The organism is Oceanicola sp. 502str15, from assembly GCF_024105635.1.
In the GTDB taxonomy this organism is placed as follows: domain Bacteria; phylum Pseudomonadota; class Alphaproteobacteria; order Rhodobacterales; family Rhodobacteraceae; genus Vannielia.
Genome location: NZ_WYDQ01000001.1, coordinates 2595080 through 2616457, shown reverse-complemented (window position 1 = coordinate 2616457; position 21378 = coordinate 2595080). Strand labels below are relative to the sequence as shown.

Sequence of the window (21378 nt, the reverse complement as noted above, 5' to 3'; positions counted from 1 at the left end):
GCACGGACCCCAATGGTTGGCAGAACCCACCCTACACCTTACCCGCTTCGCCGCACGCGCACGGCCAGACGCGGGCCTGTCGTGCCGCGCTATTTGAGGTCTGGCTGTCTGAAATATGGCCGTGCTGGACCCTTCAGAAAGCTGGCCCTTCGGATAAGTGCCCCCCGCCGGAAAGGCCATGCCCCCCCCGACCGCAGCGCAAGACGCCCCCGAATAACCCGCTCCCCAAACGATCGGCCACTCCACCCTGCGTCTCCAGCCCGGCCGCTCCGCAGGCCAAACGCCCCTCCGCGCCTTGCCGGCCAATCCGCGCCGCTCTCCCCCTGTCACATACCACCAGCCCCGCCCCCAAGCCTCCCCAAACCTTGACGCCCCGCGCAGCCTCCCCCCAAGCTGCCCCATGGCCAATGCCACCCAACCCACCGCGCAAGACCCGCGCGCCTTCTGCAACGCCGTCCCCCACCCGGGCCGGCGCGCAGACGCGCTCCACCTGCTCGACCTCTTCACCACCACCACCACCTTCGCGCCCCGCATGTGGGGCCCCTCCATCGTCGGCTTCGGCAGCTACCACTACACCTACGCCTCGGGCCGCACCGGCGACTGGCTCGCCACCGGCTTCTCGCCGCGCAAAGCCAACATGGTCGTCTACATCATGCCGGGCTACACCGACTTCTCCCACATCCTCGCCCGCCTCGGCCCCCACAGGCTCGGCAAGTCCTGCCTCTACCTCGGGCGCCTCGCCAGGATCGACCAGGCGGTGCTGGCCGAGCTGATCCGCGCCGGCCTCGACGACCTCGCCACCCGCTGGCCCGTCGCGCCCACGTAAGGTTGTGCCGCCCGCCAGCCACGTGTAAATCGCGGCCTTGACCCGCAAGGACACCGCCATGACCACCACCCGCTTCGCCCCCTCTCCCACCGGCTACCTGCACGTTGGCAACCTGCGCACCGCGCTGTTCAACTGGCTCATCGCCCGCAAGGCCGGCGGCACCTTCATCCTGCGGCTCGACGATACCGACCCGGAGCGCTCCAAGCCCGAATACGCCGACGCGATCCAGGAAGATCTCGAGTGGCTCGGCCTCACATGGGACCGGGTCGAAACCCAGTCCTCCCGGCTCGACCTCTACGCCGAGGCCGCCGACAAGCTGCGCGCCGCAGGCCGCTTTTACGAGTGCTTCGAAACCCCCACCGAGCTGGACCTGAAGCGCAAGAAGCAGCTCAACATGGGCAAGCCGCCGGTCTACGACCGCGCCGCGCTGGAGCTGACCGAAGCGCAAAAGCAGACCTACCGCGACGAGGGCCGCAGCGGCCACTGGCGCTTCAAGCTCGACCACGCGCGCATCGAGTGGAATGACGGCATCCTCGGCGACATCTCGATCGACGCCGCCTCCGTCTCCGATCCGGTCCTGATCCGCGGCGACGGGCAGGTGCTCTACACCATCGCCTCGGTGGTCGACGATACCGAGATGGGCATCACCAACGTGGTGCGCGGCTCCGACCACGTCACCAACACCGCCACCCAGATCCAGATCATCGAGGCGCTCGGCGGCACTGTCCCCAGCTTCGCCCATCACTCGCTGCTCACCGGCCCGCAGGGCGAGGCGCTCTCCAAGCGGCTCGGCACGCTGGCGCTGCGCGACCTGCGCGAACGCGGGGTGGAGCCGATGGCGCTGCTCTCGCTCCTCGCCCGCCTCGGCTCGGCCGATCCGGTGGAGCTGCGCAGCTCGCACGACGAGCTGATCGAGGGCTTCGACCTCTCCAAGTTCGGCTCCGCGCCCACCAAGTTCGACGAGCAGGATCTCTTCCCGCTCACCCACCGCTACCTCGGCACCCTGCCGCTCTCCGCCGTTGCCGACGAAATCGCCGCGCTGGGCGTGCCCGCCGATCAGGCCGAGCGGTTCTGGGCCGTGGCCCGCGAGAACATCACCGTGAAGGCCGACCTCGCGGAGTGGTGGAAGCTCTTCTCCGAGGGCGCGACCCCGCTGGTGGCCGAGGAAGACGCCGATTTCGTGCGGGAGGCCTTCGCCATGCTCGGCGAGCCGCCCTATACCGACGCCACCTGGTCCGAATGGACCTCCGCCGTGAAAGAGGCCACCGGCCGCAAGGGCAAGGGCCTCTTCATGCCGCTGCGCAAGGCGGTGACGGGCCGCGAGCGCGGGCCGGAAATGGCCGATGTGATGCCGCTGCTTGCCCGCAAGCCGGGCTGAGCAAAGAAGCCTGCACGGAATCAAGCCGAAGGCGCCGTGCAGCGCCGACCCGCCCCCCGGGGCGGCGCTTTGGTGAGGTTGGGGCTGACCACGAAAGTTGAGCTACCACGGCACGATAAAGTGCCACGCACAGCCGTTGCGAGCGCCACCCCGCGGGTCGGCGCTGCACGGCTCGCGTCGTGCTCGCCGGCAACCTCCGCCCCCTTCGCGCGTTCTTCCTCCAACCGGCGCATCCCGCGCCCTGAGGAACCGACGATGCCCACCAAGACCCTCCCCGAAGTCGCCGAGCTGATGGCGAAGATCGACTTCTGCATGATGGAAACCCTGGCCGAAGACGGCCGCATTGCCGCCCGCCCGATGAGCTCGAACGGCGATGTCGCCTATCGCGGAGAGAGCTGGTTCTACAGCCTCGACAACACCCGCAAGACCCGCCACATCCGCGCCGATCCCCGCATAGGCCTCGCCTTTCAGGGCACCGGTGGCGTGCTCGGGCTGGTCGGCAAGCCGGGCGCCATGGTCCACGTTCAGGGCCGCGCCACGCTCACCAGTGACCGCGCCGCGCTTGAACAGCACTGGGTGCCCGATCTCGAATACTGGTTCAAACAGGGCATCGACACGCCCGGCCTGCTGCTGATCCGGGTCGACGCCGAGCACATCCACTACTGGGATGGCGAAGAGAACGGCGTCGTCACGCCCTGACCGGGGCCGCGACCTTCTTCACACCCATCCGCCGAAGGCCCTCGTCCACGAAGGCCCGCTCCGCCGCGCTCACCTGCGTCGCCCGCGGATAGACGGGCGCCGCCCGGTCATCCACCACCTCCGGCGGCCAGCCCACGGTGCTGGCGAAAAAGCCCAGCGCCCCGGCCTCGCCGAACACATCGGTAAAGCCCTGCACCACCGTGTCGACGTAGCTCAGCAGCACCGGATGGGCCACGTCGGGCGCCGCCGCATGGTCCGCCGTCACCGCATAAACCTCCACCCGCACATCGCCCGCCCCATGCTCGCAGAGGGCCGAAACCTCGTGCCGCCCATAGGCCATTTCGCGCAGGTCGAGCGCCGCCCAGTCGCCGCCGGGCACATGGGCCACCAGCCCCTCGATCACCGCGCCCTCGCAGGGCTCTGCGCTCAAAAAGGCCACCTCGCGCAGCACGGTGCTCTTCCACACCCGTCGCCAGCCGTTCAGCCGTGCCGGAAAACTGGGCGCATTCGCGTGGGTGGCGCGGTTCACAAGGCTGCCATAGCCGAAAAAATAGGCGTCGTTCATGGGGCGCAACCTGTCGGTACAGAGCCATCTTGTCCAGCCGCCCGCGCCGGGGTAACGATAACCGACCCGTTCGTGGAGAATCTGGCCCCGCGCCAGTGCCGAAGGAGCAACCGCCCCGGTAAACTCTCAGGCACCCGGACCGGACGGCGACGAAAACTCTGGAGAGTGGCCTCACGGCCCGCCGAAGGGATAGCGATCTCAGGCGAAAGGACAGAGGGGGCACAGAAACCGGCGCATTGGTTGCGCTTCGCTGTGGCTTGAGGGGACTGCACTTGACCGAGATGAAACGCACACCGCTGTTCGCGCTGAACGAGGAGCTGGGCGGCAAGATGGTGCCCTTCGCCGGCTGGGAGATGCCGGTGCAATTCGCCCCCGGCGTGATGAAGGAGCACCTCCACACCCGCGCCGCCTGCGGCCTCTTCGACGTGAGCCACATGGGGCAGGTTCTGCTGCGTGGGCCGGATGCGGCGGAGGCGCTCGAAGCCCTCGTGCCGGTCGACATTCTGGGCCTCAAGCCCGGCCGCCAGCGTTATGCGCTCTTCACCAACGACGCGGGCGGCATCCTCGATGACCTGATGGTGGCCAACTACGGCGACCGCCTGCTGCTGGTGGTCAACGCCGCCAATGCCGAGGCCGACATCGCCCACATGCGCCGCGCAGGGCTCGAGATCGAGCCGATCGAAGACCGCGCCCTCATCGCCCTGCAAGGCCCGCAGGCCGAGGCGGTGCTCGAGGCCGTCACCGGCGCTGTCCCCGACAGGTTCATGGACGTGGCCGAGGTCGAATCGACCCTCGGAGACCTCTGGATCTCCCGCTCCGGCTACACCGGCGAAGACGGCTTCGAAATCTCCGTGCCCGCCCGCCACGCCGAGGACTTCGCCCGCAAGCTCCTCGCCCACGAGGCCTGCGAACCCATCGGCCTTGGCGCCCGCGATTCGCTCCGGCTGGAGGCCGGCCTGCCGCTGCACGGCCATGACATCGACGAAGCCACCACCCCGGTCGAGGCCGCGCTCACCTTCGCGCTCTCCAAGGCCCGCCGCGCCGGCGGCACCCGCGCCGGCGGCTACCCCGGCGCCGACACCATCGAGGACCAGCTCGCCAATGGCCCCGCCCGCCTGCGCGTGGGCCTGCTGCCCGAAGGCCGCGCCCCGATGCGCGAAGGCGTGCCGCTCTTCGCCGCGCCGGAGGCCAGCGACCCGGCAGGCACCATCACCTCCGGCGCCTTCGCCCCCAGCCTCCAGCGCCCGATCGCCATGGGCTACCTGCCCAGCGAACTGGCAGCGCCGGGCACTGCCGTGACCGCAGAGCTGCGCGGCAAGCGTTTGCCTCTTGCCACCGCGCCCATGCCTTTCCAACCTTCCACCTACAAACGATAGCCACCAGGACGAACCCAGATGAAATACACCGAAGACCACGAATGGCTCCGCCCCGAAGACGACCTCATCGTTGTCGGCATCACCGAACATGCCTCCACCCAGCTTGGCGACGTGGTGTTCGTCGAACTGCCCGAGGTTGAAACCGTCGTTGCCAAGGGCGACGAGGTGGTGGTGATCGAAAGCGTCAAGGCCGCCTCCGACATCACCGCCCCGCTCGACGGCGAGATCGTCGAGATCAACGAGGCGCTGGCCGACAACCCCGCGCTGGTCAACGAAGACCCGCTCGGCGAGGCCTGGTTCTTCAAGATCAAGCCCACCGACATGGCCGAATACGACAGCTACATGGACGAGGACGCCTACCAGGACCTCATCTCCTGACCCGCACCCGCAGGGGCCGCCCACCGGCCCCTGCAACCCCCGGGGGCAGAGAGGCCCCCCCGCGAGCCACCCCCTGCGCTGCCCAACCCCAGAGGCCCCAATGCCCTTCACCCCCACCGCCTACGATCCCTACGACTTCGCCAACCGCCGCCACATCGGCCCCTCGCCCGAGGAGATGGCCGAGATGCTTGCGGTGCTGGGCGTCTCCTCGCTCGACGAGCTGATCGAGCAGACGGTGCCGGGGCGCCTGCGCCAGTCCGAGCCGCTGCCATGGGCGCCGATGACCGAGGGCGATCTGCTGGTGAAGATGCGCAAGATCGCCGACAAGAACCGGGTGATGACCAACCTCATCGGCCAAGGCTACTACGGCACCATCACGCCCCCCGCGATCCAGCGGAACATCCTCGAAAACCCGGCGTGGTATACCGCCTACACCCCCTATCAGCCCGAAATCGCGCAAGGTCGGCTCGAGGCGCTGCTGAACTTCCAGACCATGGTGAGCGATCTCACCGGGCTGGAAGTCGCCAACGCCTCCCTGCTCGACGAGGGCACCGCCGCTGCCGAGGCGATGGTGATGGCCCAGCGCGTCGCCAAATCGAAGGCCACCGCCTTCTTCGTCGATGAAAACTGCCACCCGCAGACCATCGCCGTGGTCCAGACCCGCGCCAAACCGCTCGACATTGAGGTGATCGTCGCCAACCCCGACGACCTGAACCCAGAGCAGGTCTTCGGCGCCCTCTTCCAATACCCCGGCACCACCGGCGCCTTGCGCGACTTTTCCGCCGAATGCGCCGCGCTGACCGAGGCCAAGGCCATCTCCACCGTGGCCACCGACCTCCTCGCCCTGACCCTGCTGAAATCGCCCGGCGAAATGGGCGCCGACATTGCCGTCGGCTCCGCCCAACGCTTCGGCGTGCCACTCGGCTACGGCGGCCCCCATGCCGCCTTCATGTCCTGCCGCGATGCCTTCAAGCGCCAGATGCCGGGCCGGATCGTCGGCGTCTCGGTCGATGCGCGCGGCAACATGGCCTACCGCCTCAGCCTGCAAACCCGCGAGCAGCACATCCGCCGCGAGAAGGCCACCTCCAACGTCTGCACCGCCCAGGCCCTGCTTGCCGTCATGGCCAGCTTCTACGCCGTGTTCCATGGGCCGAAAGGCCTGCGCGCCATTGCCGAACGCGTCCACCTCTCCTGCGCCGAAATCGCCTCCGGCCTGCGCGAGGCGGGCTTCACCGTGACCCCCGAAAACCCCTTCGACACCATCACCGTCGAGGCCGGTCCGCTTCAGGGCGCCATCCTGCGCGCCGCCGAGACCGAGGGCATCAACCTGCGCAAGCTCCCCGAGGGCCGCATCGGCATTTCCACCGATGAAACCGTCGGCCCCGACACCATCGAAAGCCTCTGGCGCGCCTTCGGCCTCACCCGCGAGGCCGCACAGGGCACCCCCGCGCTGCCCGAAGAGCTGCTGCGCACCTCCGACTACCTCACCCACCCCATCTTCCAGATGAACCGGGCCGAGGCCGAGATGATGCGCTACATGCGCCGCCTCGCCGACCGTGACCTCGCGCTCGACCGCGCCATGATCCCGCTCGGCTCCTGCACCATGAAGCTCAATGCGGCGGTGGAGATGGACCCGATCAGCTGGCCCGCCTTCGCCAATATGCACCCCTTCGCCCCGGTCGATCAGGCGCAAGGCTACACCGAAATGCTCGAGTCCCTCTCCGAGCGCCTCTGCAAGATCACCGGCTACGATGCCATGTCGCTCCAGCCCAACTCCGGCGCGCAGGGCGAATACGCGGGGCTGCTCACCATCGCCGCCTACCACGAGGCCAATGGCGAGGACCGCGACATTTGCCTCATCCCCACCTCCGCCCATGGCACCAACCCGGCCTCGGCCCAGATGGCGGGGATGAAGGTGGTGGTGGTCAAATCCGCCGAGAACGGCGACATCGACCTTGAGGATTTCACCGCCAAGGCCGAGGCCGCGGGTGACAAGTTGGCTGCGGTGATGATCACCTATCCCTCCACCCACGGCGTCTTCGAGGATACCGTCCGCGAGGTCTGTGACATCACCCACAAGCACGGCGGGCAGGTCTATCTTGATGGCGCCAACCTCAACGCCATGGTCGGGCTGGTGAAGCCCGGCGAGATCGGCTCCGACGTCTCGCACCTCAACCTGCACAAGACCTTCTGCATCCCCCACGGCGGCGGCGGCCCCGGCATGGGGCCGATCGGGGTCAAGGCGCACCTCGCGCCCTTCCTGCCCGGCCACCCCGAAACCGGCGGGGCCACCGGGCCGGTGTCGGCGGCCCCCTTCGGCTCCGCCTCGATCCTGCCGATCAGCTACGCCTATTGCCTGCTGATGGGCGGGGCAGGGCTGACCCAGGCCACCAAGGTCGCCATCCTCTCGGCCAACTACATCGCCGCCCGCCTCGCCGGGGCCTATGACGTGCTGTTCAAGGGCCGCAACAACCGCGTCGCCCACGAGTGCATTCTCGACACCCGCCCCTTCGCGGAGGCTGGCGTGACGGTCGACGACATCGCCAAGCGCCTCATCGACAACGGCTTCCACGCCCCCACCATGAGCTGGCCGGTCGCGGGCACCCTCATGGTCGAGCCGACGGAGTCCGAAACCAAGGCAGAGCTGGACCGCTTCATCACCGCCATGCTGGCGATCCGCGAGGAGATCGCGGCGGTGGAAGCGGGCGACATGCCCGCCGACGACAACCCGCTGCGCCACGCGCCCCACACGGTCAACGACCTCGTGGCCGACTGGTCCCGCCCCTATCCGCGCGAGCAGGGCTGCTTCCCGCCCGGCAGCTTTAGGGTCGACAAGTATTGGCCCCCCGTGGGCCGGGTCGACAACGTGGCGGGCGACCGCAATCTGATCTGCACCTGCCCGCCGGTCGAAAGCTACGCCGAAGCCGCCGAGTAGGGCAGGGCACTGTCTCGGCTCCCCGGGCCCACCTTCGCGACCCGTCATCCTCGGGCTCGACCCGAGGATCTCCCGCCACGAGGTCCTCGGGTCAGGCCCGAGGACGACCCCTCGCCGCACGGTCCCTTAGTTAATCCCGGCTATGTCAAAAAATGTATGCACGGGGTGTGTACGGGTTGTGCACGGGATGTGACTCTCGTTTTTCAGGGTTAACGCCGCTTTCCTGCTCCACCGTGCGCCCCATCTTGACAGCACGCCCGCCCTCCGCCAAACACCCCGCCAGTGGGGCCGTAGCTCAGTTGGTAGAGCGCGTCGTTCGCAATGACGAGGTCGTCGGTTCGATCCCGATCGGCTCCACCAGAAACCCTCCGAAATCTCTTAAAACCTTAGGCTAACGGCGCGGTTTGGCCCTATTCCCGCCCGTCTCCCGCGCGGTCCGGGCTTCATACCGCTTGGCAGTTCGTAACCAGTTCCGGGAGCCGCCCTGATGAAGAAACTCGCCATGATCTCCGCCCTCGCCGTCACCGCCGCGCTGGCCTTCTCCACCAGCGCCGCCGCCTTCGGCAAGTCCCGCTCCAACCCCCGCCCCCCCGCCGGCTTCCATGGCCAGTGGTACACAACGCCTGCTGGCTGTTCCTACTCCAGGGCGCAGGCGCCGGGCGAGCCGGTGAAGTGGTATCTGATCCTCAATCCGCACCACATCGGCCAGCCCCCCGCGAAGAAGAGCTGCCCCACCCGTCTGTAATTCGAGGGGGGGCGGGCCGCGCCACCGCGGCGGCGGTCCCCGCATCAAGCCAAGGCGTGGGGGGCCAGCCCCCCACACCCCCCGGAGATATTTGCAGCAAGAAAATGAACAGGGGTCGGTCAGGCGGGTCAGGTCCAGTCCATCGCGTAGAGCCGGTGCAGGGCGATTCGCTCGACCTGGTAGCAGGCCTCGGCCATCTCCTCGCCCTTGCTGTTATTCATTCGTTCATGGAACTTGCGGATAATGCCGGCCTTGTCGTGGTCTTTCACCGCGATGATGAAGGGAAAGCCGTTCTTGGCCATGTAGCGCTCGTTGAGGTCCATCAACGCGCGGCGCTCCTCGTCGGTCAGGGCCGTCAGCCCGGCGCCGCGCTGCTCGGCGTTGGAATGGTCGGTCAGCCGGTCGGCCTTGGTGATCGCGTCGCCAAGGTCGGGGTGGGCCCGCAGCACGTTGAGCCGCTCGTCCTCGCTGGCCCGGCGGAACACGCGCGCCATGGCGTTGTGAATGCCCTCCGGCGTGTCATGGGCCGGGCCGAGCTCCAGCTTGTGGGCGCGTTCGGCCACCCATGACGAATGCTCGAAGACCGCGCCGAAGCGGTTGGTGAAGGTCGTCATGTCCATCTGGCTCGGCAGCGCCGACATGCGCTTTGGCGGATGGGTCATGGTCCAGTGGCGGGCAATGTCGATGCGCCGGGCAAACCACACGCCCTCCTTGGCCATCGCGTAATCGAGAAAGCGCTTCAGTGCCATCAGCCGCCCCGGCCGCCCCACAAGACGGCAGTGCAGCCCGATGTTCATCATCTTCGCCGCGCCCGCATTGCCCTCGGCATAGAGCACGTCGAAACTGTCCTTGAGGTAATTGTAGAATTCCTGCCCGTCACCGAAGCCCGAGGCCGTGGTGAAGCGCATGTCATTGGCCTCCAGCGTATAGGGAATGATCAGCTGGTCCTTGCCCGAGAGATGCACCCAATAGGGCAGGTCGTCGGCGTAACTGTCTGACAAATAGGCAAAACCGCCGAACTCCGTGGCAAGCTGCACGGTGTTCTCCGAGCAGCGCCCCACGTAGAGCCCGCGCGGGCGGGTGCCCACCACCTCGCGGTGCAGGTTCACCGCCTTTTCGAGGTGCTCGCGCTCCTCGGCCTCGTAGAAATCCTTGTAATCGATCCACTTGTAGCCGTGGCTGGCGATCTCCCAGCGGGCCTCGCGCATTGCCGCCACCTGGTCGGGCGAGCGCGCCAGCGCCGTGGCCACCCCGTAGACGGTGAGCGGAATCTTCATCGCCGTGAACAGCCGGTGCAGCCGCCAGAACCCGGCCCGCGCCCCGTATTCATACATCGACTCGATGTTCCAGTGCCGCTGGTTTGGCCATGGCTGCGCGCCGATCACATCGCTCAGAAAGGCCTCCGAGGCCTCATCCCCATGCAGGATCGAGTTCTCCCCGCCCTCCTCGTAATTCATCACGAACTGCACCGCGATCTTGGCCCCGTTCGGCCATTTCGCATCGGGCGGGCGGGGGCCATAGCCGCGCATGTCGCGTTCGTAACGGTCCATCGGTGATCTCCAATTTTTCTGCGGCCCAATCGCGCGGCCTTCGCGCCCAAGTTTTTACCCCCGCCTGCGGAATGGCAAGCACCTGACGCGGCGGCGTGCGCAGGGGGCATTGAGAATTATGCGTCATGGCATAAGCTCGGGCAAAACGGGGACAGATCATGCTCGATGAAACCGAAAAGCAGCCCTTGGTGGACGTCAGCCACCTGCGGGTCGAGTTCGACACCAACGATGGTCTCGTGGTGGGGGTGGAGGATGTTTCCTTTCACATCGACCCGGGCGAAACCCTTTGCGTGGTTGGCGAAAGCGGCTCCGGCAAGTCGATCTCCTCGCTCAGCCTCATGCGGCTTGTCGAGTTCGGCGGCGGGCGGATCGCCAATGGCGAGCTGAAGTTCCGCCGCGAGTCGGGCGAAACGCTCGATGTCTCGGAGGCCGAGAACAACCTGATGCGCGACATCCGCGGCAATGAGATCGCGATGATCTTTCAGGAGCCGATGAGCGCGCTGAACCCGGTCTTCACCATCGAGCGCCAGCTCACCGAGGGGCTGCGGGTGCACAAGAGCATGAGCCGCAAGGCCGCCGCCGCCGAGGCGCTGGAGCTTCTGCGCCGGGTGCGCATCCCCGAGCCGGAGCGCCGCCTCAAGCAGTATCCCCACGAACTGTCGGGGGGGATGCGCCAGCGCGTCGTCATCGCCATGGCACTCGCCTGCGAGCCGCGCCTGCTCATCGCCGACGAGCCGACCACCGCGCTCGACGTGACCATCCAGGCCGAGATCGTCGCCCTGATCGACCGCCTCAAGCGCGAAACCGGCGCCGCCGTGCTGTTCATCACCCACGACATGGCCGTGGTGGCGCAGGTGGCCGACCGCGTGGTTGTCATGCTCAAGGGCAACAAGGTCGAGGAGGGGCCGGTCGAGCAGATCTTCGAGGCCCCCCAGCACCCCTACACCCAGGCCCTGCTCTCCGCCGTGCCCAAGCTGGGCGAGATGCAGGGCAAGAGCGAGCCCGAGCCGCTGAAGATCATGGGCCGCGAGATCGAGGCCAAGCCGGTCGTGCCCGCCTCCGAGCGCAAGGTGCTGCTCGACGTGAAGAACCTCACCACCCGCTTTCCCGTGAAGGGCGGGCTGCTGCGGCGCACGCAGGCCTTTGTGCATGCGGTCGAAGATGTTTCCTTCTCGGTGAAAACCTCCGAAACCCTCTCGCTCGTGGGCGAATCCGGCTGTGGCAAGTCCACCTGCGGGCGCTCCATCCTGCGGCTGGTCGAGCCGCAATCGGGGCAGGTGTCGCTCGGCGGCAAGGATGTGCTGGCGATGAGCCAGCGCGAGCTGCGCCGCGCCCGCGCAGACATGCAGATGGTGTTTCAGGATCCCTTCGCCTCGCTCAACCCGCAGATGCGGCTGATGGACCAGGTGGCCGAGCCGATCCTCAACTACAACCTCGCCAAGGGCTCCGAGGTGCAGGACCGGGTCGCCGCGCTGTTCGACCGCGTGGAGCTGCCCCGCAGCTTCCTGCGCCGTTTCCCGCACGAAATGTCGGGCGGCCAGCGCCAGCGCGTCGCCATCGCCCGCGCCCTCGCGCTGAACCCCAAGCTCATCATCGCCGACGAGGCCGTGTCGGCGCTCGACGTGTCGATCCAGGCGCAGGTGCTGAACCTGATGATCGAGCTTCAGGCCGAGCTGGGCATTTCGCTGCTGTTCATCAGCCACGACATGGCCGTGGTCGAGCGGGTGAGCCATCAGGTCGGGGTCATGTATCTTGGCCGCATCGTCGAGATCGGCCCGCGCGCGGCGATCTTCGAGAACCCGCAGCACCCCTACACCCGCGACCTGATGAAGGCCGTGCCGGTGGCCGATCCGCGCCAGCGCAAGAGCGAGCGCGAGCTGAACTTCAAGCCCATCCCCTCGCCGGTCTTCCCCGTCGGTCACGAACCCGCGCCCTCCGTTTACGATGAAGTAGGACCTGGCCATTACGTTCTGAAGCCGCTGGAATGAGCCATGCCGGGCCGGCTGTTTCTGACCCGCCCGGCAGAAGAGATCGCCGCCGCCTTCGGGGCCGCCGTGCCGGAAGGGCAGGGGCCTCGGGCCAATATCGCGCCGGGGCAGCAGGTTGTGGTGTGGGATGGCGCGGCGCTGCGGCTCATGCGCTGGGGGATGATCCCGGTGGGCCGGGTCAACGCACGCGGCCGCCCGGTGATGGAAACGATTGTTAACGCCCGCTCCGAGACGGTGTTTGACAAGAGCGCCTTTCAGGGCGTGCAGCGCGGCGTGGTGCCCTGCGACGGTTGGTACGAGTGGACAGGCAAGGCCCGGCGCAAGCAGCCTTGGCGGATTGCCGCGGGCGACGGAAGCTTGCTTGGCTTCGCCGCCGTCTGGGATGTGTGGAAGGCGCCCAACGGCGCCGAGCTGGCGCAGGTCGCCACCGTCACCTGCGCGCCCAATGGCGATGTCGCCCCGATCCACCACCGCATGGGGGTGATCCTTGCGCCCCGCGACTGGCCGATCTGGTGTTCGGGCAGCCCCTCCGAGGCCGCCGCCCTCTGCCGGCCCTGGCCCGACGGTCGGCTGAAGGTCGCCCATGCCGAGGGGGTCGACTGGCAGGGCCCGTGACGCAGCCCGCCCCGCCCCCTAGGCTCGCAGCCCTGCACCAAAGGGAGGGCACCATGTCTGTTGCACGCGTCACCGAAATCATCGCCTCGTCCAAGAAATCCTTCGACGACGCCACCGAAGAGGGCATCAAGCGCGCCACCGAAACGCTGAAGGGCGTTCAGGGCGCTTGGGTCAAGGACATGAAGGTCGTGGTCGAAGACGGCAAGATCTCCGAGTATCGCGTTGGCCTGATGGTCACATTCGTTCTGGCCGACTGAGGCCTAGGACACCGGGGCCGCTTTTCGGTGCTGGATGAACCGGGGCTTCATCGGCTTGACGCCCCGGATCTCGTCCACCGCCTTGAAGCATTCCTCGAGCGCATGTTCGAGGCCCTGCCAGTCGACCTTGGCCTTGTCGAGCTTGACCGAGCGCTGCTGGCCGTTGCCGCTGATGATGCAAATCTCGGTCTCGCCGAAACTGGCGAACTGCACCTTGATGTCGATCTTCGGAGGGTTGGCATCATGGGCGCGGATCTTCCGCGCCATGTCCTTTGCGCTCTTGCCGCCATACTTGCTCTCGCCCAGCGCAGCCTCGCCCTTGCGTGCCGCCTGAAACGCCGCGGTGTGGTCATACATCGTCACCTCGTCGCCCCAGCGTTCCATGCCATCGGTGATGAACATGCCCAGCATGAGGCCCCTTCCGGAGACGGCGATCGAAAATCCATTCTGGCTCGTCATGTTGCAATTCCTTGTGCTCAAAAAATGAATGTCGGCGAGTTTAGCCCTCCGCGGGTTCAGAGCAAGGAAATATGGCCGGAACCCGCCTGTCACCGGCGTGGCGCACAACTCAGGATTGACGCACGCCCCGCCGCACTCGCATCCTCTTCGCAGAATTAATTTTCGATTCTCCGCGCCTTTCCGCGCGGCTCAATCCATTTGAAAAGGAGATCGGCCATGCCGACTTTCACCGAATTGTGGGATGCCCACCCCGGGCGCGACTTTGTCTGCGATGAAACCGTGTTCGAAAATCAATGCGCCATGCGGATGGGCCATGCCCTGCGGGCCTGTGGCGTTCAGCTTCCCGCCGACATGCGCACCTGCGTCGGCTACAACGCCCGCCGCTTCAGGGATCACGCCCCCGGCCACATTCGCTCGGCCCAGCAACTGGCCGACCGCCTGCGCGCCAACCCGGCCCTGCTGGCCAACGGGGTGACATGCACCGTGATGGAGGGCACCATAAACGACAACGCCGATGCCATCCGCGGCAGCAACGGCGTGGTGTTCATCCACAACGGCTGGGGCAGCACCGACCACATCGACGTTCTGAACGGCAGCACATGGGATCTGAAGGGCGCCTTCAACCCGGCCGACTATCGCCAGAGAGGGCAACACACATGGTTCTGGAACATGTCGGGCGGCACCTCCTGACGCTCGCACTCGCCTGCATCGCCGCGCCCGCGATGGCGCAGGATTACATGGCCGAGGCCACCATCGGCAGCTTCTCGGTGTCGCTGACCGAAGCTGGCGGCGCCTGTGTCCTCTCGGTCGAGGGGCTGCCCACGCTGCTCACCGGCCTGCCTGCGCCCTGCGGCTTCATCCATCGCGCAGGCGAGGCGGTGCCGCAGATGTTCAGCTACCAGCCCGTGGCCACCGTGGCCTTCATCGCGGGGCCGATGGCGGCGGACGGCTGTGCCAACTCCGGCCAGTCGCTCAAGCTCGACGGGACCACCTTCACCCTCGGCGAGGCCCGCGCCATGCCGGGCCGGTTCTGTCACGAGGGCGGGCTGGACGAGGTGATGTTCCGCAGCGAGGCTGGCATTGACTGAGCCGCCGCGCCGCAACCGCGGCCTTCTCCCCGAACGCAAAAAGGGCGCCCCTCTCAGGGCGCCCTTTCCGTTATTCTGGTGCGACTGTGGCTCAGGCCAGGGCGAGGTTGGTCGCGCTCTGGCGGCCGTCACGGCCAGACTCGAGGTCGAAGGTGACCTTCTGGTCGTCCTTCAGGCCGGTCAGGCCGGCACGCTCGACGGCGGAGATGTGCACGAACACGTCCTTGCCGCCCTCATCGGGAGCGATAAAGCCGAAGCCTTTGGTGGGGTTAAACCATTTCACGGTGCCATTGGGCATCTGTCTTCTCCTGTGTATGCCGCCCGCTTAAGTGCGGCGGCCTGGCGTCGGTAGCGGATCGGTCGTGACGCCTTTTGGAAGGGAGACAGTGGATCGAATAGCGGTAGCGGTCGCGGGGCGGTGTATGACAGGTTGGGCAGATTCTAGCAAGGGGCGAGCGTTTACGGCACATTAACTCTGCGTGAGGCAGTCTGCGGGCATGCCGCAATACCGCCGCCTCCCTGCCGCCACGGCCCCGATCTTCTTCACGCTCTGCCTCTCCGAGCGCGGCTCGACCCTCCTGCTCGACGGCCTTGACCTGTTGCGCGAGGCGGTGCGCCACGTGAAGGGCTATCGCCCCTTCCACATCCACGCCTTCGTGGTGCTGCCCGACCATCTGCACGCCGTCCTCGGCTTCCCGCCGGAGGATCCGAACTATTCGCAACGCTGGGGCAGCATCAAGGCCCGCTTCAGCCGCGACGCCCGTAGGGCGGGACTTGTCCCGCCATGGCCCGTCGCGGATGCGGAGGCGCAGCGCGGTCTGTTCCGCAAGGGCGAGGCGGGCCTATGGCAGAAACGGTTCTGGGAGCATCAGTGCCGCGACGAGGCCGATCTGCAACGGCACATCCGCTACTGCTGGGCCAACCCGGTGAAGCACGGTCTGGTGGCGCGACCCGTAGATTGGGACGCCAGCTCGATCCACCGCGATACCCGCGCCGGCCTGGTGGCACCCGAGTGGAGCGACACGCTGATGGAGGGCGACTACGGCGAGGCCGCGTAGGGCGGGACTTGTCCCGCCGTACCGGGGCGCCTTTGGCAAAGGCGGGACAAGTCCCGCCCTACGCCCTTATCTGACGAACTTCTTGTACTTCACCCGCTTGGGTTCCAGCGCATCCGGTCCAAGCCGGCGGGCCTTGTCTTCCTCGTAGGCCTCGAAGTTCCCTTCGAACCACTCCACATGGGCCTCGCCCTCGAAGGCAAGGATATGCGTGCAGAGACGGTCGAGGAAGAAGCGGTCGTGGGAGATGATGACGGCACAGCCGGCAAAGTTCTCCAGCGCGTCTTCCAGCGCCCGCAGGGTTTCCACGTCGAGGTCGTTGGTCGGTTCGTCGAGCAGCAGCACGTTTCCGCCCGACTTCAGCAGCTTGGCCATGTGGACCCGGTTGCGTTCACCGCCCGAGAGCTGGCCGACCTTCTTCTGCTGGTCCCCACCCTTGAAGTTGAAGGCCGAGCAATAGGCGCGCGAGTTCATGCTGGCATCGCCCAGTTCGATCACCTCGGCCCCGCCGGAGATTTCCTCCCAGACGGTCGAGCCCGCATCCAGCGCATCGCGCGACTGGTCGACGTAGGAGAGCTGCACCGTGTCGCCGTATTCCACGGAGCCGCTGTCGGGCTGCTCCTGCCCGGTCAGCATGCGGAACAGGGTCGACTTGCCCGCGCCGTTGGGCCCGATGACGCCCACGATCCCGCCCGGCGGCAGGGCAAATTCCAGCCCTTCGATCAGCAGCTTCTCGCCATAGGCCTTCTGCAGCCCTTCGACCTCGATCACCTTGCTGCCAAGGCGCGGGCCGTTCGGAATGACGATCTGCGCCCGCGTGACCTTTTCGCGTTCGGATTGCGAAGCCAGCTCCTCGTAGGCGTTGATCCGCGCCTTCTGCTTGGCCTGCCGCGCCTTGGCGCCGGCCCGGATCCACTCCAGCTCGCTTTCCAGCGTCTTCTGGCGCGACTTGTCCTCGCGGGATTCCTGCGCCAGCCGCTTGGCCTTCTGCTCCAGCCAGGCCGAGTAGTTGCCCTCGTAGGGGATGCCGCGGCCACGGTCGAGTTCAAGGATCCAGCCGGTGATATCGTCAAGGAAATACCGGTCGTGGGTGACGATCAGGATTGTGCCCTTGTAGTCGATCAGGTGCTGCTGGAGCCAGGCGATGGTCTCGGCGTCGAGGTGGTTGGTCGGTTCGTCGAGCAGCAGCATGTCGGGCGCTTCGAGCAGCAGCTTGCAGAGCGCCACGCGACGGCTTTCCCCGCCCGAGAGGTTCTCGGGCATGGCATCGTCGGGCGGGCAGCGCAGGGCCTCGAGCGCCACGTCGACCTGGCTGTCGAGATCCCAGAGGTTGGCGCTGTCGATCTCGTCCTGCAAACGGGCCATCTCGTCGGCGGTCTCGTCGGAGTAGTTCATCGCCAGCTCGTTGTAGCGATCCAGAATGGCCTTTTTCGCGGCCACCCCCTCCATGACGTTCTCGCGCACCGTCTTGCTCTCGTCGAGCTGCGGCTCCTGGGGCAGGTAGCCCACCTTGGCCCCCTCGGCGGCCCAGGCCTCGCCGGAAAAGTCCTTGTCGATCCCGGCCATGATCTTCATCAGCGTCGATTTACCGGCGCCGTTCACACCGACGACACCGATCTTCACGCCGGGCAGAAAGCTCAGGCGGATATTCTCGAAACACTTCTTGCCGCCGGGATAGGTCTTGGAGACGCCATCCATGTGATAAACGTATTGGTAGCTGGCCATGGAATCCTCCGGGTTGCGCGTTGCGGCACAGATAGGGGAGGCAGCGGCAAAGGGCAATCGGGCGACACCCCGCCGCCCCGACCAATCAAATGCGCCGCGCATATTGCCTCGACTCACTTCGCTGGCTAACAGATGCCCACCGAAATCATTCGGACCAAGGAGCGCATGATGATGAACCGATCCGCCTATCTCGCCGGGGGCTTCCCCCGCTAGCGGCTCGGACAGGCATATCATCGCTTGACCAGAAGGCCGCTTTCCGACGCGGCCTTTTTCATGTCTGACGGCATGGTCCTTCACAGATCCCGTATCGGCGAGCGGCTTTCCTCAACCCAAGGAGAGCACGACCATGACCCTCACTTTCGGACCGTTCCTCACCGCGCCGCTGCAGGCGTGGAGCAAGCTGACCTTTACGCTCTGGCGCGGCAGGCCCAATCTGCCAAGTGCCGATGCGGCGGAGGTGCCCGAGTACCTGCGCCGCGATCTGGGGCTGTTGCCGCCCGAGGCACCCCCTTACCCGGCGCCCCATCGGGTAACCTTCCTCTGAGCCCACAGGCCCTGTCCCGCCATGCGTGGGGCGGGGCCGATCCGTCAGGCCGAGGGGTCGAGCGGCTGGCTCAGCCACAGCTCCAGCCGCCCCGCCTTGGAGAAAGCCCCGAGCCGGGTGAAATCGCGCACGTAGATGGGCGTATCCGGGTGCAGCCCATGGATGGTCTGCGCAAGGCTGATCGCGGCCTCGCGGTCGCCGTCCTTGAAGTAGCGCACCTCGTTGGTGTCGGGCCCTTCGTTCACCTGCTCACCGCCCGATTTCCAGTCCTGCACCTGCCATGCCAGTTCGGCAAGAGCCTCGGAAAGCTCCACCGCGTCTGCCTGGGCAAACGGCTGCGTGTACTGCACGAAGATCTCGCCCGTATGGTCCGTCGGCGTGGGGATGGCCCCTTCCTGCGCCCGCCACAGCCGCTCGGGCCCTCCGTCCGCGGCGGGCAACACGGGAGCGGCGCTGCCGATGCGCAGGTCGTTCTCGGAGTTGCGCAGGTTCTGGATGCAGGTCTCGGGAAGCTCGAAGAACAGGCGCAGGTAGCAGGGCGTCGGCGGCAGCGAGGGCGGCACCCGCAGCACCGAGCCCACCAGCCCCAGCACGAACATGCCGAACCCGGCAACGAGGATCCACGAGAGCACCGTGGTCATCGTGTTGTTGCGCGCGATGAAGGCCAGCAGCGTGACCACGCAGGCGAAGGCCAGCACGTAGATCGCGCCGAGGCGCAGGTCGTCGAGGTTGCTGCCCCAGCTGATGATGATGGCCGCTGCCGCCATCACGCCGAGCCCGGCAGAGATGAGCCGGGCGGCATTGGGGTTGATCTTGAGGGTCTGCGAAAAGGCGTCAATCGGGTTCATGGCAAGCTCCCGGGCTTAAATCTGAAGGTGCAATGCAGCCGATGGTAGCACGAATCGTCTCCGCTCCACCGTGAGGAGAGCGTGATTTGCACGGGAATTATTAGTATTTTCGGGTCGGATCGCAGCGTTCCGGCCGCTCAGCCGAGCATCCCGAAGGCCAGTGCCGCGAGGATGAAGACGACAAGTCCGACCACGCCGATCAACAGGAAGCGCTCCACCTTGGCCGGGCCGCGCGGTCGGGCGAGGCTCTTGGCCGCCACCACGAGGCCTCGTTTCTCGTCATGCCGGGAGGCGTAGCCCATGGCGGCAAAGAAGTCGCGCGAGGGCGTGTTGCCGGGCCAGATCATCGCCAGCATCAGCTCTGTGCCGTCGCGCCGGGCCTGGTCCTCCGCAGCCTCCACCAACGCCCGGCCCACGCCATATCCCCGGTCTCCCTCCCGCACCGAGATGTCGGAGATATGCTGGCTCGCGCCGCCCTCGGCGTGGGTGAACGGGTGCATGGCCAGATGCCCGGCAAAATGCCCGCCCAGCTCGGCGACAAACACGGTGAAATCCGGCGCATCGGCGGTCGGGTCTTTCAGCCGGGCGGTGATCTGCGCATCCCACGGTGCGTCGTCATAACCTTCGAACGCGGCGACGTGCTGCGCATGGGTGGCGCGGTGGTTGGCAGAAATCGCGTCGACGTCGGCCGGCGTGGCCCGGCGGATCGTGACAGGTTTCAAAGCGACTTCTCGAAGAAATGGTCAGGGTAGGGGTCGTCGTTGAAACGGTCGATCTCCTGCCAACCGGCATTCCGATACATGGCCACAGCTTCGGGCAGGGCAGAGTTGGTGTCGAGCCGCAGCACGGTCATGCCGAGGGCGCGGGCGCGGGCCTCGAGCGCGTCCATCAGCCGGGTGGCAAGGCGCAGGCCCCGTGCGGCGGGGGCGACCCAGAGCCGTTTGACCTCGCCAAAGGCCTGCCCGCCCTTGAGGCCCACGCAGCCCACCGGCAGTCCGTCGGAGCGGGCCACCAGAAAGCTGCCGACCGGCGGGCGCATCGAGGCGGCATCGGGGTCCCGCGAGAGGTTCACGTCGAAGCCCTGTTCGAAGCGGCGGGCGAGCTCTCCGTAGTATTCGCCAAGGCAATGGCGGCTGGCGTCGGACTGCGGGTCGTCTTCCGCAATCTCGATCCGGTGCTGCCCGAGGGCCGAGGCGACGAGGTCCATCGCATCGAGCAGGGCGCGGGGCCGGGGGTGGTTTGCCAGCAGGCCCTCGGCGCGGATGTCGGAGAGGGCCTCGTAGGCGGCAAATTCGGTCTCCCCCTCGGTGGTCAGCCGCGCCAGCCGCTTGCGCCCGTCCTCGGGGTGCGGGCCGACCGTCACCAGCCCCTCCGCCTCCAGCCCGCGGAGCAGCCGCGACAGCAGCCCGCTGTCCAGCCCCAGAAAGTCCCGCACATCGCCCACCTCGCGCCCGGCCTCCCCGGCCTGTCCGATGGCGTTGAGCACCCGCGCCGCGCCGAGCGGTCGACCCCGGCCCAGAAAGCTATCGTCGAGGGCGCCGGTCTCGGTGGTGACGGCACGGTTGAAGCGGCGGATGCGGGCGATATCGGTCAGCATGATTGCTGACTTAAGTCAGGCAAATCTGCCGGTCAAGCCGGAAACCGATTGACTTGGCCCCGCGCCACCGCGCAACAAGCATCTGATGAGATGGGATATTCCATATGCGGCACCCGGCCAGACGGTGGGGCTTCTGGGCGGCAGTTTCGACCCGGCCCATGAGGGGCACCTGCATGTGACGCTGGAGGCGCTCAAGCGGTTCGGGCTGGATCAGGTGTGGTGGCTGGTCAGCCCCGGCAACCCGCTGAAGGCCCGCGGCCCCGCGCCCCTGCACGACCGGATCGCCGAGGCAAGGGCACTGGCCGCGCATCCCCGCATCACCGTCACCGGCATCGAGGCGCGGATGGGCACCCGCTACACCGCCCAGACCCTCGCCCGGCTGCAGGCGCTTTATCCCCGGGTGCGGTTCACCTGGCTGATGGGGGCCGACAATCTCGCCCAGTTTCACCTCTGGGACCGCTGGGAAGACATCATGGGCACCGTGCCCGTCGGCGTCATCGCGCGACCCGGCCAGCGCCTCTCCGCGCGGATGTCAAAGGCCGCCGAGCGCTTTGCCCGCTTTCGCCTGCCCGCCGCCGCCTCCCACCTGCTGCCCCACGCCGCACCGCCCGCGTGGTGCTTCATCAACATCCCGATGAGCCATCAATCCTCCACCGCCATCCGCGCCGCCCGCGCGGCGGCGGGCGGGGCTGCGAAGATGTGATCGCAAGAAGGCTTGTTGCGAGGCGCGGCTTTTGCTTTCTTCCCCGC

The 21378-nt window shown here is 67.1% G+C and carries 23 protein-coding genes, 1 tRNA gene and 2 riboswitches; of the genes, 16 read left to right on the top strand and 8 right to left on the bottom strand.

The window, feature by feature from the left end:
* Window positions 1-400: 400 nt before the first annotated feature.
* The 3 genes from GTH22_RS12690 (at window position 401) to GTH22_RS12680 (ending at window position 2903) form a co-directional block, all read left to right on the top strand.
* On the top strand, window positions 401-826 hold the full coding sequence (locus tag GTH22_RS12690) for a DUF1801 domain-containing protein (RefSeq protein ID WP_252945612.1): 426 nt from the start codon (window positions 401-403) through the stop codon (window positions 824-826).
* A gap of 58 nt (window positions 827-884) precedes the next feature.
* Window positions 885-2204 (top strand): glutamate--tRNA ligase, encoded by a 1320-nt coding sequence (gltX, locus tag GTH22_RS12685; RefSeq protein WP_252945611.1) that lies wholly within the window; start codon window positions 885-887, stop codon window positions 2202-2204.
* A 255-nt stretch (window positions 2205-2459) separates the two neighbouring features.
* Window positions 2460-2903, top strand: coding sequence for a pyridoxamine 5'-phosphate oxidase family protein (locus tag GTH22_RS12680; RefSeq protein WP_252945610.1), 444 nt, complete (start codon window positions 2460-2462; stop codon window positions 2901-2903).
* Here GTH22_RS12680 and GTH22_RS12675 read toward each other — a convergent pair.
* Window positions 2893-3468, bottom strand: coding sequence for a gamma-glutamylcyclotransferase family protein (locus GTH22_RS12675; RefSeq protein WP_252945608.1), 576 nt, complete (start codon window positions 3466-3468; stop codon window positions 2893-2895). The genes GTH22_RS12680 and GTH22_RS12675 overlap by 11 nt on opposite strands.
* 62 nt (window positions 3469-3530) lie before the next feature.
* A riboswitch (glycine riboswitch) is annotated at window positions 3531-3619 on the top strand.
* Between the two features lies 1 nt (window position 3620).
* Window positions 3621-3692: riboswitch (glycine riboswitch) on the top strand.
* A 48-nt stretch (window positions 3693-3740) separates the two neighbouring features.
* On the opposite strand from GTH22_RS12675, the gene gcvT reads away from it, so the two are divergent.
* The 5 genes from gcvT (at window position 3741) to GTH22_RS12650 (ending at window position 8902) form a co-directional block, all read left to right on the top strand.
* Window positions 3741-4844 (top strand): glycine cleavage system aminomethyltransferase GcvT, encoded by a 1104-nt coding sequence (gcvT, locus tag GTH22_RS12670; protein ID WP_252945607.1) that lies wholly within the window; start codon window positions 3741-3743, stop codon window positions 4842-4844.
* Window positions 4845-4862: 18 nt separating this feature from the next.
* Window positions 4863-5222 (top strand): glycine cleavage system protein GcvH, encoded by a 360-nt coding sequence (gene gcvH, locus GTH22_RS12665; RefSeq protein ID WP_252945599.1) that lies wholly within the window; start codon window positions 4863-4865, stop codon window positions 5220-5222.
* A 100-nt stretch (window positions 5223-5322) separates the two neighbouring features.
* Window positions 5323-8157, top strand: a complete 2835-nt coding sequence (gene gcvP / locus GTH22_RS12660) for an aminomethyl-transferring glycine dehydrogenase (RefSeq protein WP_252945598.1) — start codon at window positions 5323-5325, stop codon at window positions 8155-8157.
* A gap of 284 nt (window positions 8158-8441) precedes the next feature.
* Window positions 8442-8517: transfer RNA gene (locus GTH22_RS12655), tRNA-Ala, on the top strand.
* Between the two features lie 127 nt (window positions 8518-8644).
* Complete coding sequence (locus GTH22_RS12650) at window positions 8645-8902, top strand: hypothetical protein (protein WP_252945597.1); 258 nt, start codon at window positions 8645-8647, stop codon at window positions 8900-8902.
* 128 nt (window positions 8903-9030) lie between these two features.
* Here GTH22_RS12650 and puuE read toward each other — a convergent pair whose 3' ends face one another.
* Entirely contained in the window at window positions 9031-10452 is a 1422-nt protein-coding gene (puuE, locus tag GTH22_RS12645) for an allantoinase PuuE (RefSeq protein ID WP_252945596.1), read from the bottom strand.
* 158 nt (window positions 10453-10610) lie between these two features.
* Between puuE and GTH22_RS12640 the strand changes: the two genes are divergently transcribed.
* The 3 genes from GTH22_RS12640 to GTH22_RS12630 are packed head-to-tail and all read left to right on the top strand — an operon-like array spanning window position 10611 to window position 13312.
* A complete protein-coding gene (locus GTH22_RS12640) occupies window positions 10611-12440 on the top strand; it encodes an ABC transporter ATP-binding protein (protein ID WP_252945595.1) in 1830 nt (609 codons plus the stop codon).
* Window positions 12441-12443: 3 nt separating this feature from the next.
* A complete protein-coding gene (locus tag GTH22_RS12635; protein ID WP_252945593.1) occupies window positions 12444-13055 on the top strand; it encodes an SOS response-associated peptidase in 612 nt (203 codons plus the stop codon).
* Window positions 13056-13108: 53 nt separating this feature from the next.
* Window positions 13109-13312, top strand: a complete 204-nt coding sequence (locus tag GTH22_RS12630) for a dodecin family protein (RefSeq protein WP_252945592.1) — start codon at window positions 13109-13111, stop codon at window positions 13310-13312.
* A 3-nt stretch (window positions 13313-13315) separates the two neighbouring features.
* On the opposite strand, the gene GTH22_RS12625 is transcribed toward GTH22_RS12630, so the two are convergent.
* Window positions 13316-13771 carry a hypothetical protein gene (locus GTH22_RS12625; protein ID WP_252945590.1) on the bottom strand — a complete coding sequence of 152 codons (456 nt, stop codon included), beginning with the start codon at window positions 13769-13771 and terminating at the stop codon, window positions 13316-13318.
* Between the two features lie 216 nt (window positions 13772-13987).
* Between GTH22_RS12625 and GTH22_RS12620 the strand changes: the two genes are divergently transcribed.
* Together GTH22_RS12620 and GTH22_RS12615 are read left to right on the top strand one after the other, a co-directional pair.
* Window positions 13988-14461 carry a T6SS effector amidase Tae4 family protein gene (locus GTH22_RS12620; protein WP_252945589.1) on the top strand — a complete coding sequence of 158 codons (474 nt, stop codon included), beginning with the start codon at window positions 13988-13990 and terminating at the stop codon, window positions 14459-14461.
* On the top strand, window positions 14428-14859 hold the full coding sequence (locus tag GTH22_RS12615) for a hypothetical protein (RefSeq protein ID WP_252945587.1): 432 nt from the start codon (window positions 14428-14430) through the stop codon (window positions 14857-14859). Before GTH22_RS12620 ends, GTH22_RS12615 begins: the two co-directional genes overlap by 34 nt.
* 91 nt (window positions 14860-14950) lie before the next feature.
* Here the strand turns inward: GTH22_RS12615 and GTH22_RS12610 are convergent, their stop codons facing one another.
* Complete coding sequence (locus GTH22_RS12610; protein ID WP_252945584.1) at window positions 14951-15157, bottom strand: cold-shock protein; 207 nt, start codon at window positions 15155-15157, stop codon at window positions 14951-14953.
* Between the two features lie 199 nt (window positions 15158-15356).
* Here GTH22_RS12610 and GTH22_RS12605 point away from each other — a divergent pair, with 199 nt between their 5' ends.
* Entirely contained in the window at window positions 15357-15917 is a 561-nt protein-coding gene (locus GTH22_RS12605; RefSeq protein ID WP_252945582.1) for a transposase, read from the top strand.
* Window positions 15918-15983: 66 nt separating this feature from the next.
* Here the strand turns inward: GTH22_RS12605 and ettA are convergent, their stop codons facing one another.
* Window positions 15984-17639 carry an energy-dependent translational throttle protein EttA gene (ettA, locus tag GTH22_RS12600; protein WP_252945580.1) on the bottom strand — a complete coding sequence of 552 codons (1656 nt, stop codon included), beginning with the start codon at window positions 17637-17639 and terminating at the stop codon, window positions 15984-15986.
* A gap of 346 nt (window positions 17640-17985) precedes the next feature.
* On the opposite strand from ettA, the gene GTH22_RS12595 reads away from it, so the two are divergent.
* Window positions 17986-18183 (top strand): hypothetical protein, encoded by a 198-nt coding sequence (locus GTH22_RS12595; RefSeq protein WP_252945579.1) that lies wholly within the window; start codon window positions 17986-17988, stop codon window positions 18181-18183.
* Window positions 18184-18227: 44 nt separating this feature from the next.
* Here the strand turns inward: GTH22_RS12595 and GTH22_RS12590 are convergent, their stop codons facing one another.
* From GTH22_RS12590 to GTH22_RS12580, 3 genes are all read right to left on the bottom strand, one after another.
* Window positions 18228-19031 (bottom strand): hypothetical protein, encoded by an 804-nt coding sequence (locus GTH22_RS12590; protein ID WP_252945577.1) that lies wholly within the window; start codon window positions 19029-19031, stop codon window positions 18228-18230.
* Window positions 19032-19168: 137 nt separating this feature from the next.
* Window positions 19169-19753 (bottom strand): GNAT family N-acetyltransferase, encoded by a 585-nt coding sequence (locus tag GTH22_RS12585; RefSeq protein ID WP_252945576.1) that lies wholly within the window; start codon window positions 19751-19753, stop codon window positions 19169-19171.
* Entirely contained in the window at window positions 19750-20628 is an 879-nt protein-coding gene (locus GTH22_RS12580) for a helix-turn-helix domain-containing GNAT family N-acetyltransferase (protein WP_252945575.1), read from the bottom strand. The genes GTH22_RS12585 and GTH22_RS12580 overlap by 4 nt, the downstream gene beginning before the upstream one ends.
* 85 nt (window positions 20629-20713) lie before the next feature.
* Between GTH22_RS12580 and GTH22_RS12575 the strand changes: the two genes are divergently transcribed.
* Window positions 20714-21331: a nicotinate-nucleotide adenylyltransferase gene (locus GTH22_RS12575; RefSeq protein ID WP_252945573.1), complete on the top strand. Its 618-nt coding sequence runs from the start codon at window positions 20714-20716 to the stop codon at window positions 21329-21331.
* Window positions 21332-21378: the final 47 nt, after the last annotated feature.

Excerpts from the sequence above, each read along its gene's own strand:
- gcvH (WP_252945599.1), top strand. The coding sequence starts at position 4,863 with ATGAAATACACCGAAGACCACGAATGGCTCCGCCCCGAAGACGACCTC.
- gltX (WP_252945611.1), top strand. The coding sequence starts at position 885 with ATGACCACCACCCGCTTCGCCCCCTCTCCCACCGGCTACCTGCACGTT.
- GTH22_RS12605 (WP_252945582.1), top strand. The coding sequence starts at position 15,357 with ATGCCGCAATACCGCCGCCTCCCTGCCGCCACGGCCCCGATCTTCTTC.
- GTH22_RS12575 (WP_252945573.1), top strand. The coding sequence starts at position 20,714 with ATGAGATGGGATATTCCATATGCGGCACCCGGCCAGACGGTGGGGCTT.
- GTH22_RS12640 (WP_252945595.1), top strand. The coding sequence starts at position 10,611 with ATGCTCGATGAAACCGAAAAGCAGCCCTTGGTGGACGTCAGCCACCTG.
- GTH22_RS12595 (WP_252945579.1), top strand. The coding sequence starts at position 17,986 with ATGACCCTCACTTTCGGACCGTTCCTCACCGCGCCGCTGCAGGCGTGG.
- GTH22_RS12615 (WP_252945587.1), top strand. The coding sequence starts at position 14,428 with ATGGTTCTGGAACATGTCGGGCGGCACCTCCTGACGCTCGCACTCGCC.
- GTH22_RS12680 (WP_252945610.1), top strand. The coding sequence starts at position 2,460 with ATGCCCACCAAGACCCTCCCCGAAGTCGCCGAGCTGATGGCGAAGATC.
- GTH22_RS12625 (WP_252945590.1), bottom strand. The coding sequence starts at position 13,771 with ATGACGAGCCAGAATGGATTTTCGATCGCCGTCTCCGGAAGGGGCCTC.
- GTH22_RS12610 (WP_252945584.1), bottom strand. The coding sequence starts at position 15,157 with ATGCCCAATGGCACCGTGAAATGGTTTAACCCCACCAAAGGCTTCGGC.
- GTH22_RS12630 (WP_252945592.1), top strand. The coding sequence starts at position 13,109 with ATGTCTGTTGCACGCGTCACCGAAATCATCGCCTCGTCCAAGAAATCC.
- GTH22_RS12635 (WP_252945593.1), top strand. The coding sequence starts at position 12,444 with ATGCCGGGCCGGCTGTTTCTGACCCGCCCGGCAGAAGAGATCGCCGCC.
- GTH22_RS12590 (WP_252945577.1), bottom strand. The coding sequence starts at position 19,031 with ATGAACCCGATTGACGCCTTTTCGCAGACCCTCAAGATCAACCCCAAT.
- GTH22_RS12620 (WP_252945589.1), top strand. The coding sequence starts at position 13,988 with ATGCCGACTTTCACCGAATTGTGGGATGCCCACCCCGGGCGCGACTTT.
- GTH22_RS12650 (WP_252945597.1), top strand. The coding sequence starts at position 8,645 with ATGAAGAAACTCGCCATGATCTCCGCCCTCGCCGTCACCGCCGCGCTG.
- GTH22_RS12675 (WP_252945608.1), bottom strand. The coding sequence starts at position 3,468 with ATGAACGACGCCTATTTTTTCGGCTATGGCAGCCTTGTGAACCGCGCC.
- ettA (WP_252945580.1), bottom strand. The coding sequence starts at position 17,639 with ATGGCCAGCTACCAATACGTTTATCACATGGATGGCGTCTCCAAGACC.
- gcvP (WP_252945598.1), top strand. The coding sequence starts at position 5,323 with ATGCCCTTCACCCCCACCGCCTACGATCCCTACGACTTCGCCAACCGC.
- puuE (WP_252945596.1), bottom strand. The coding sequence starts at position 10,452 with ATGGACCGTTACGAACGCGACATGCGCGGCTATGGCCCCCGCCCGCCC.
- GTH22_RS12690 (WP_252945612.1), top strand. The coding sequence starts at position 401 with ATGGCCAATGCCACCCAACCCACCGCGCAAGACCCGCGCGCCTTCTGC.
- GTH22_RS12580 (WP_252945575.1), bottom strand. The coding sequence starts at position 20,628 with ATGCTGACCGATATCGCCCGCATCCGCCGCTTCAACCGTGCCGTCACC.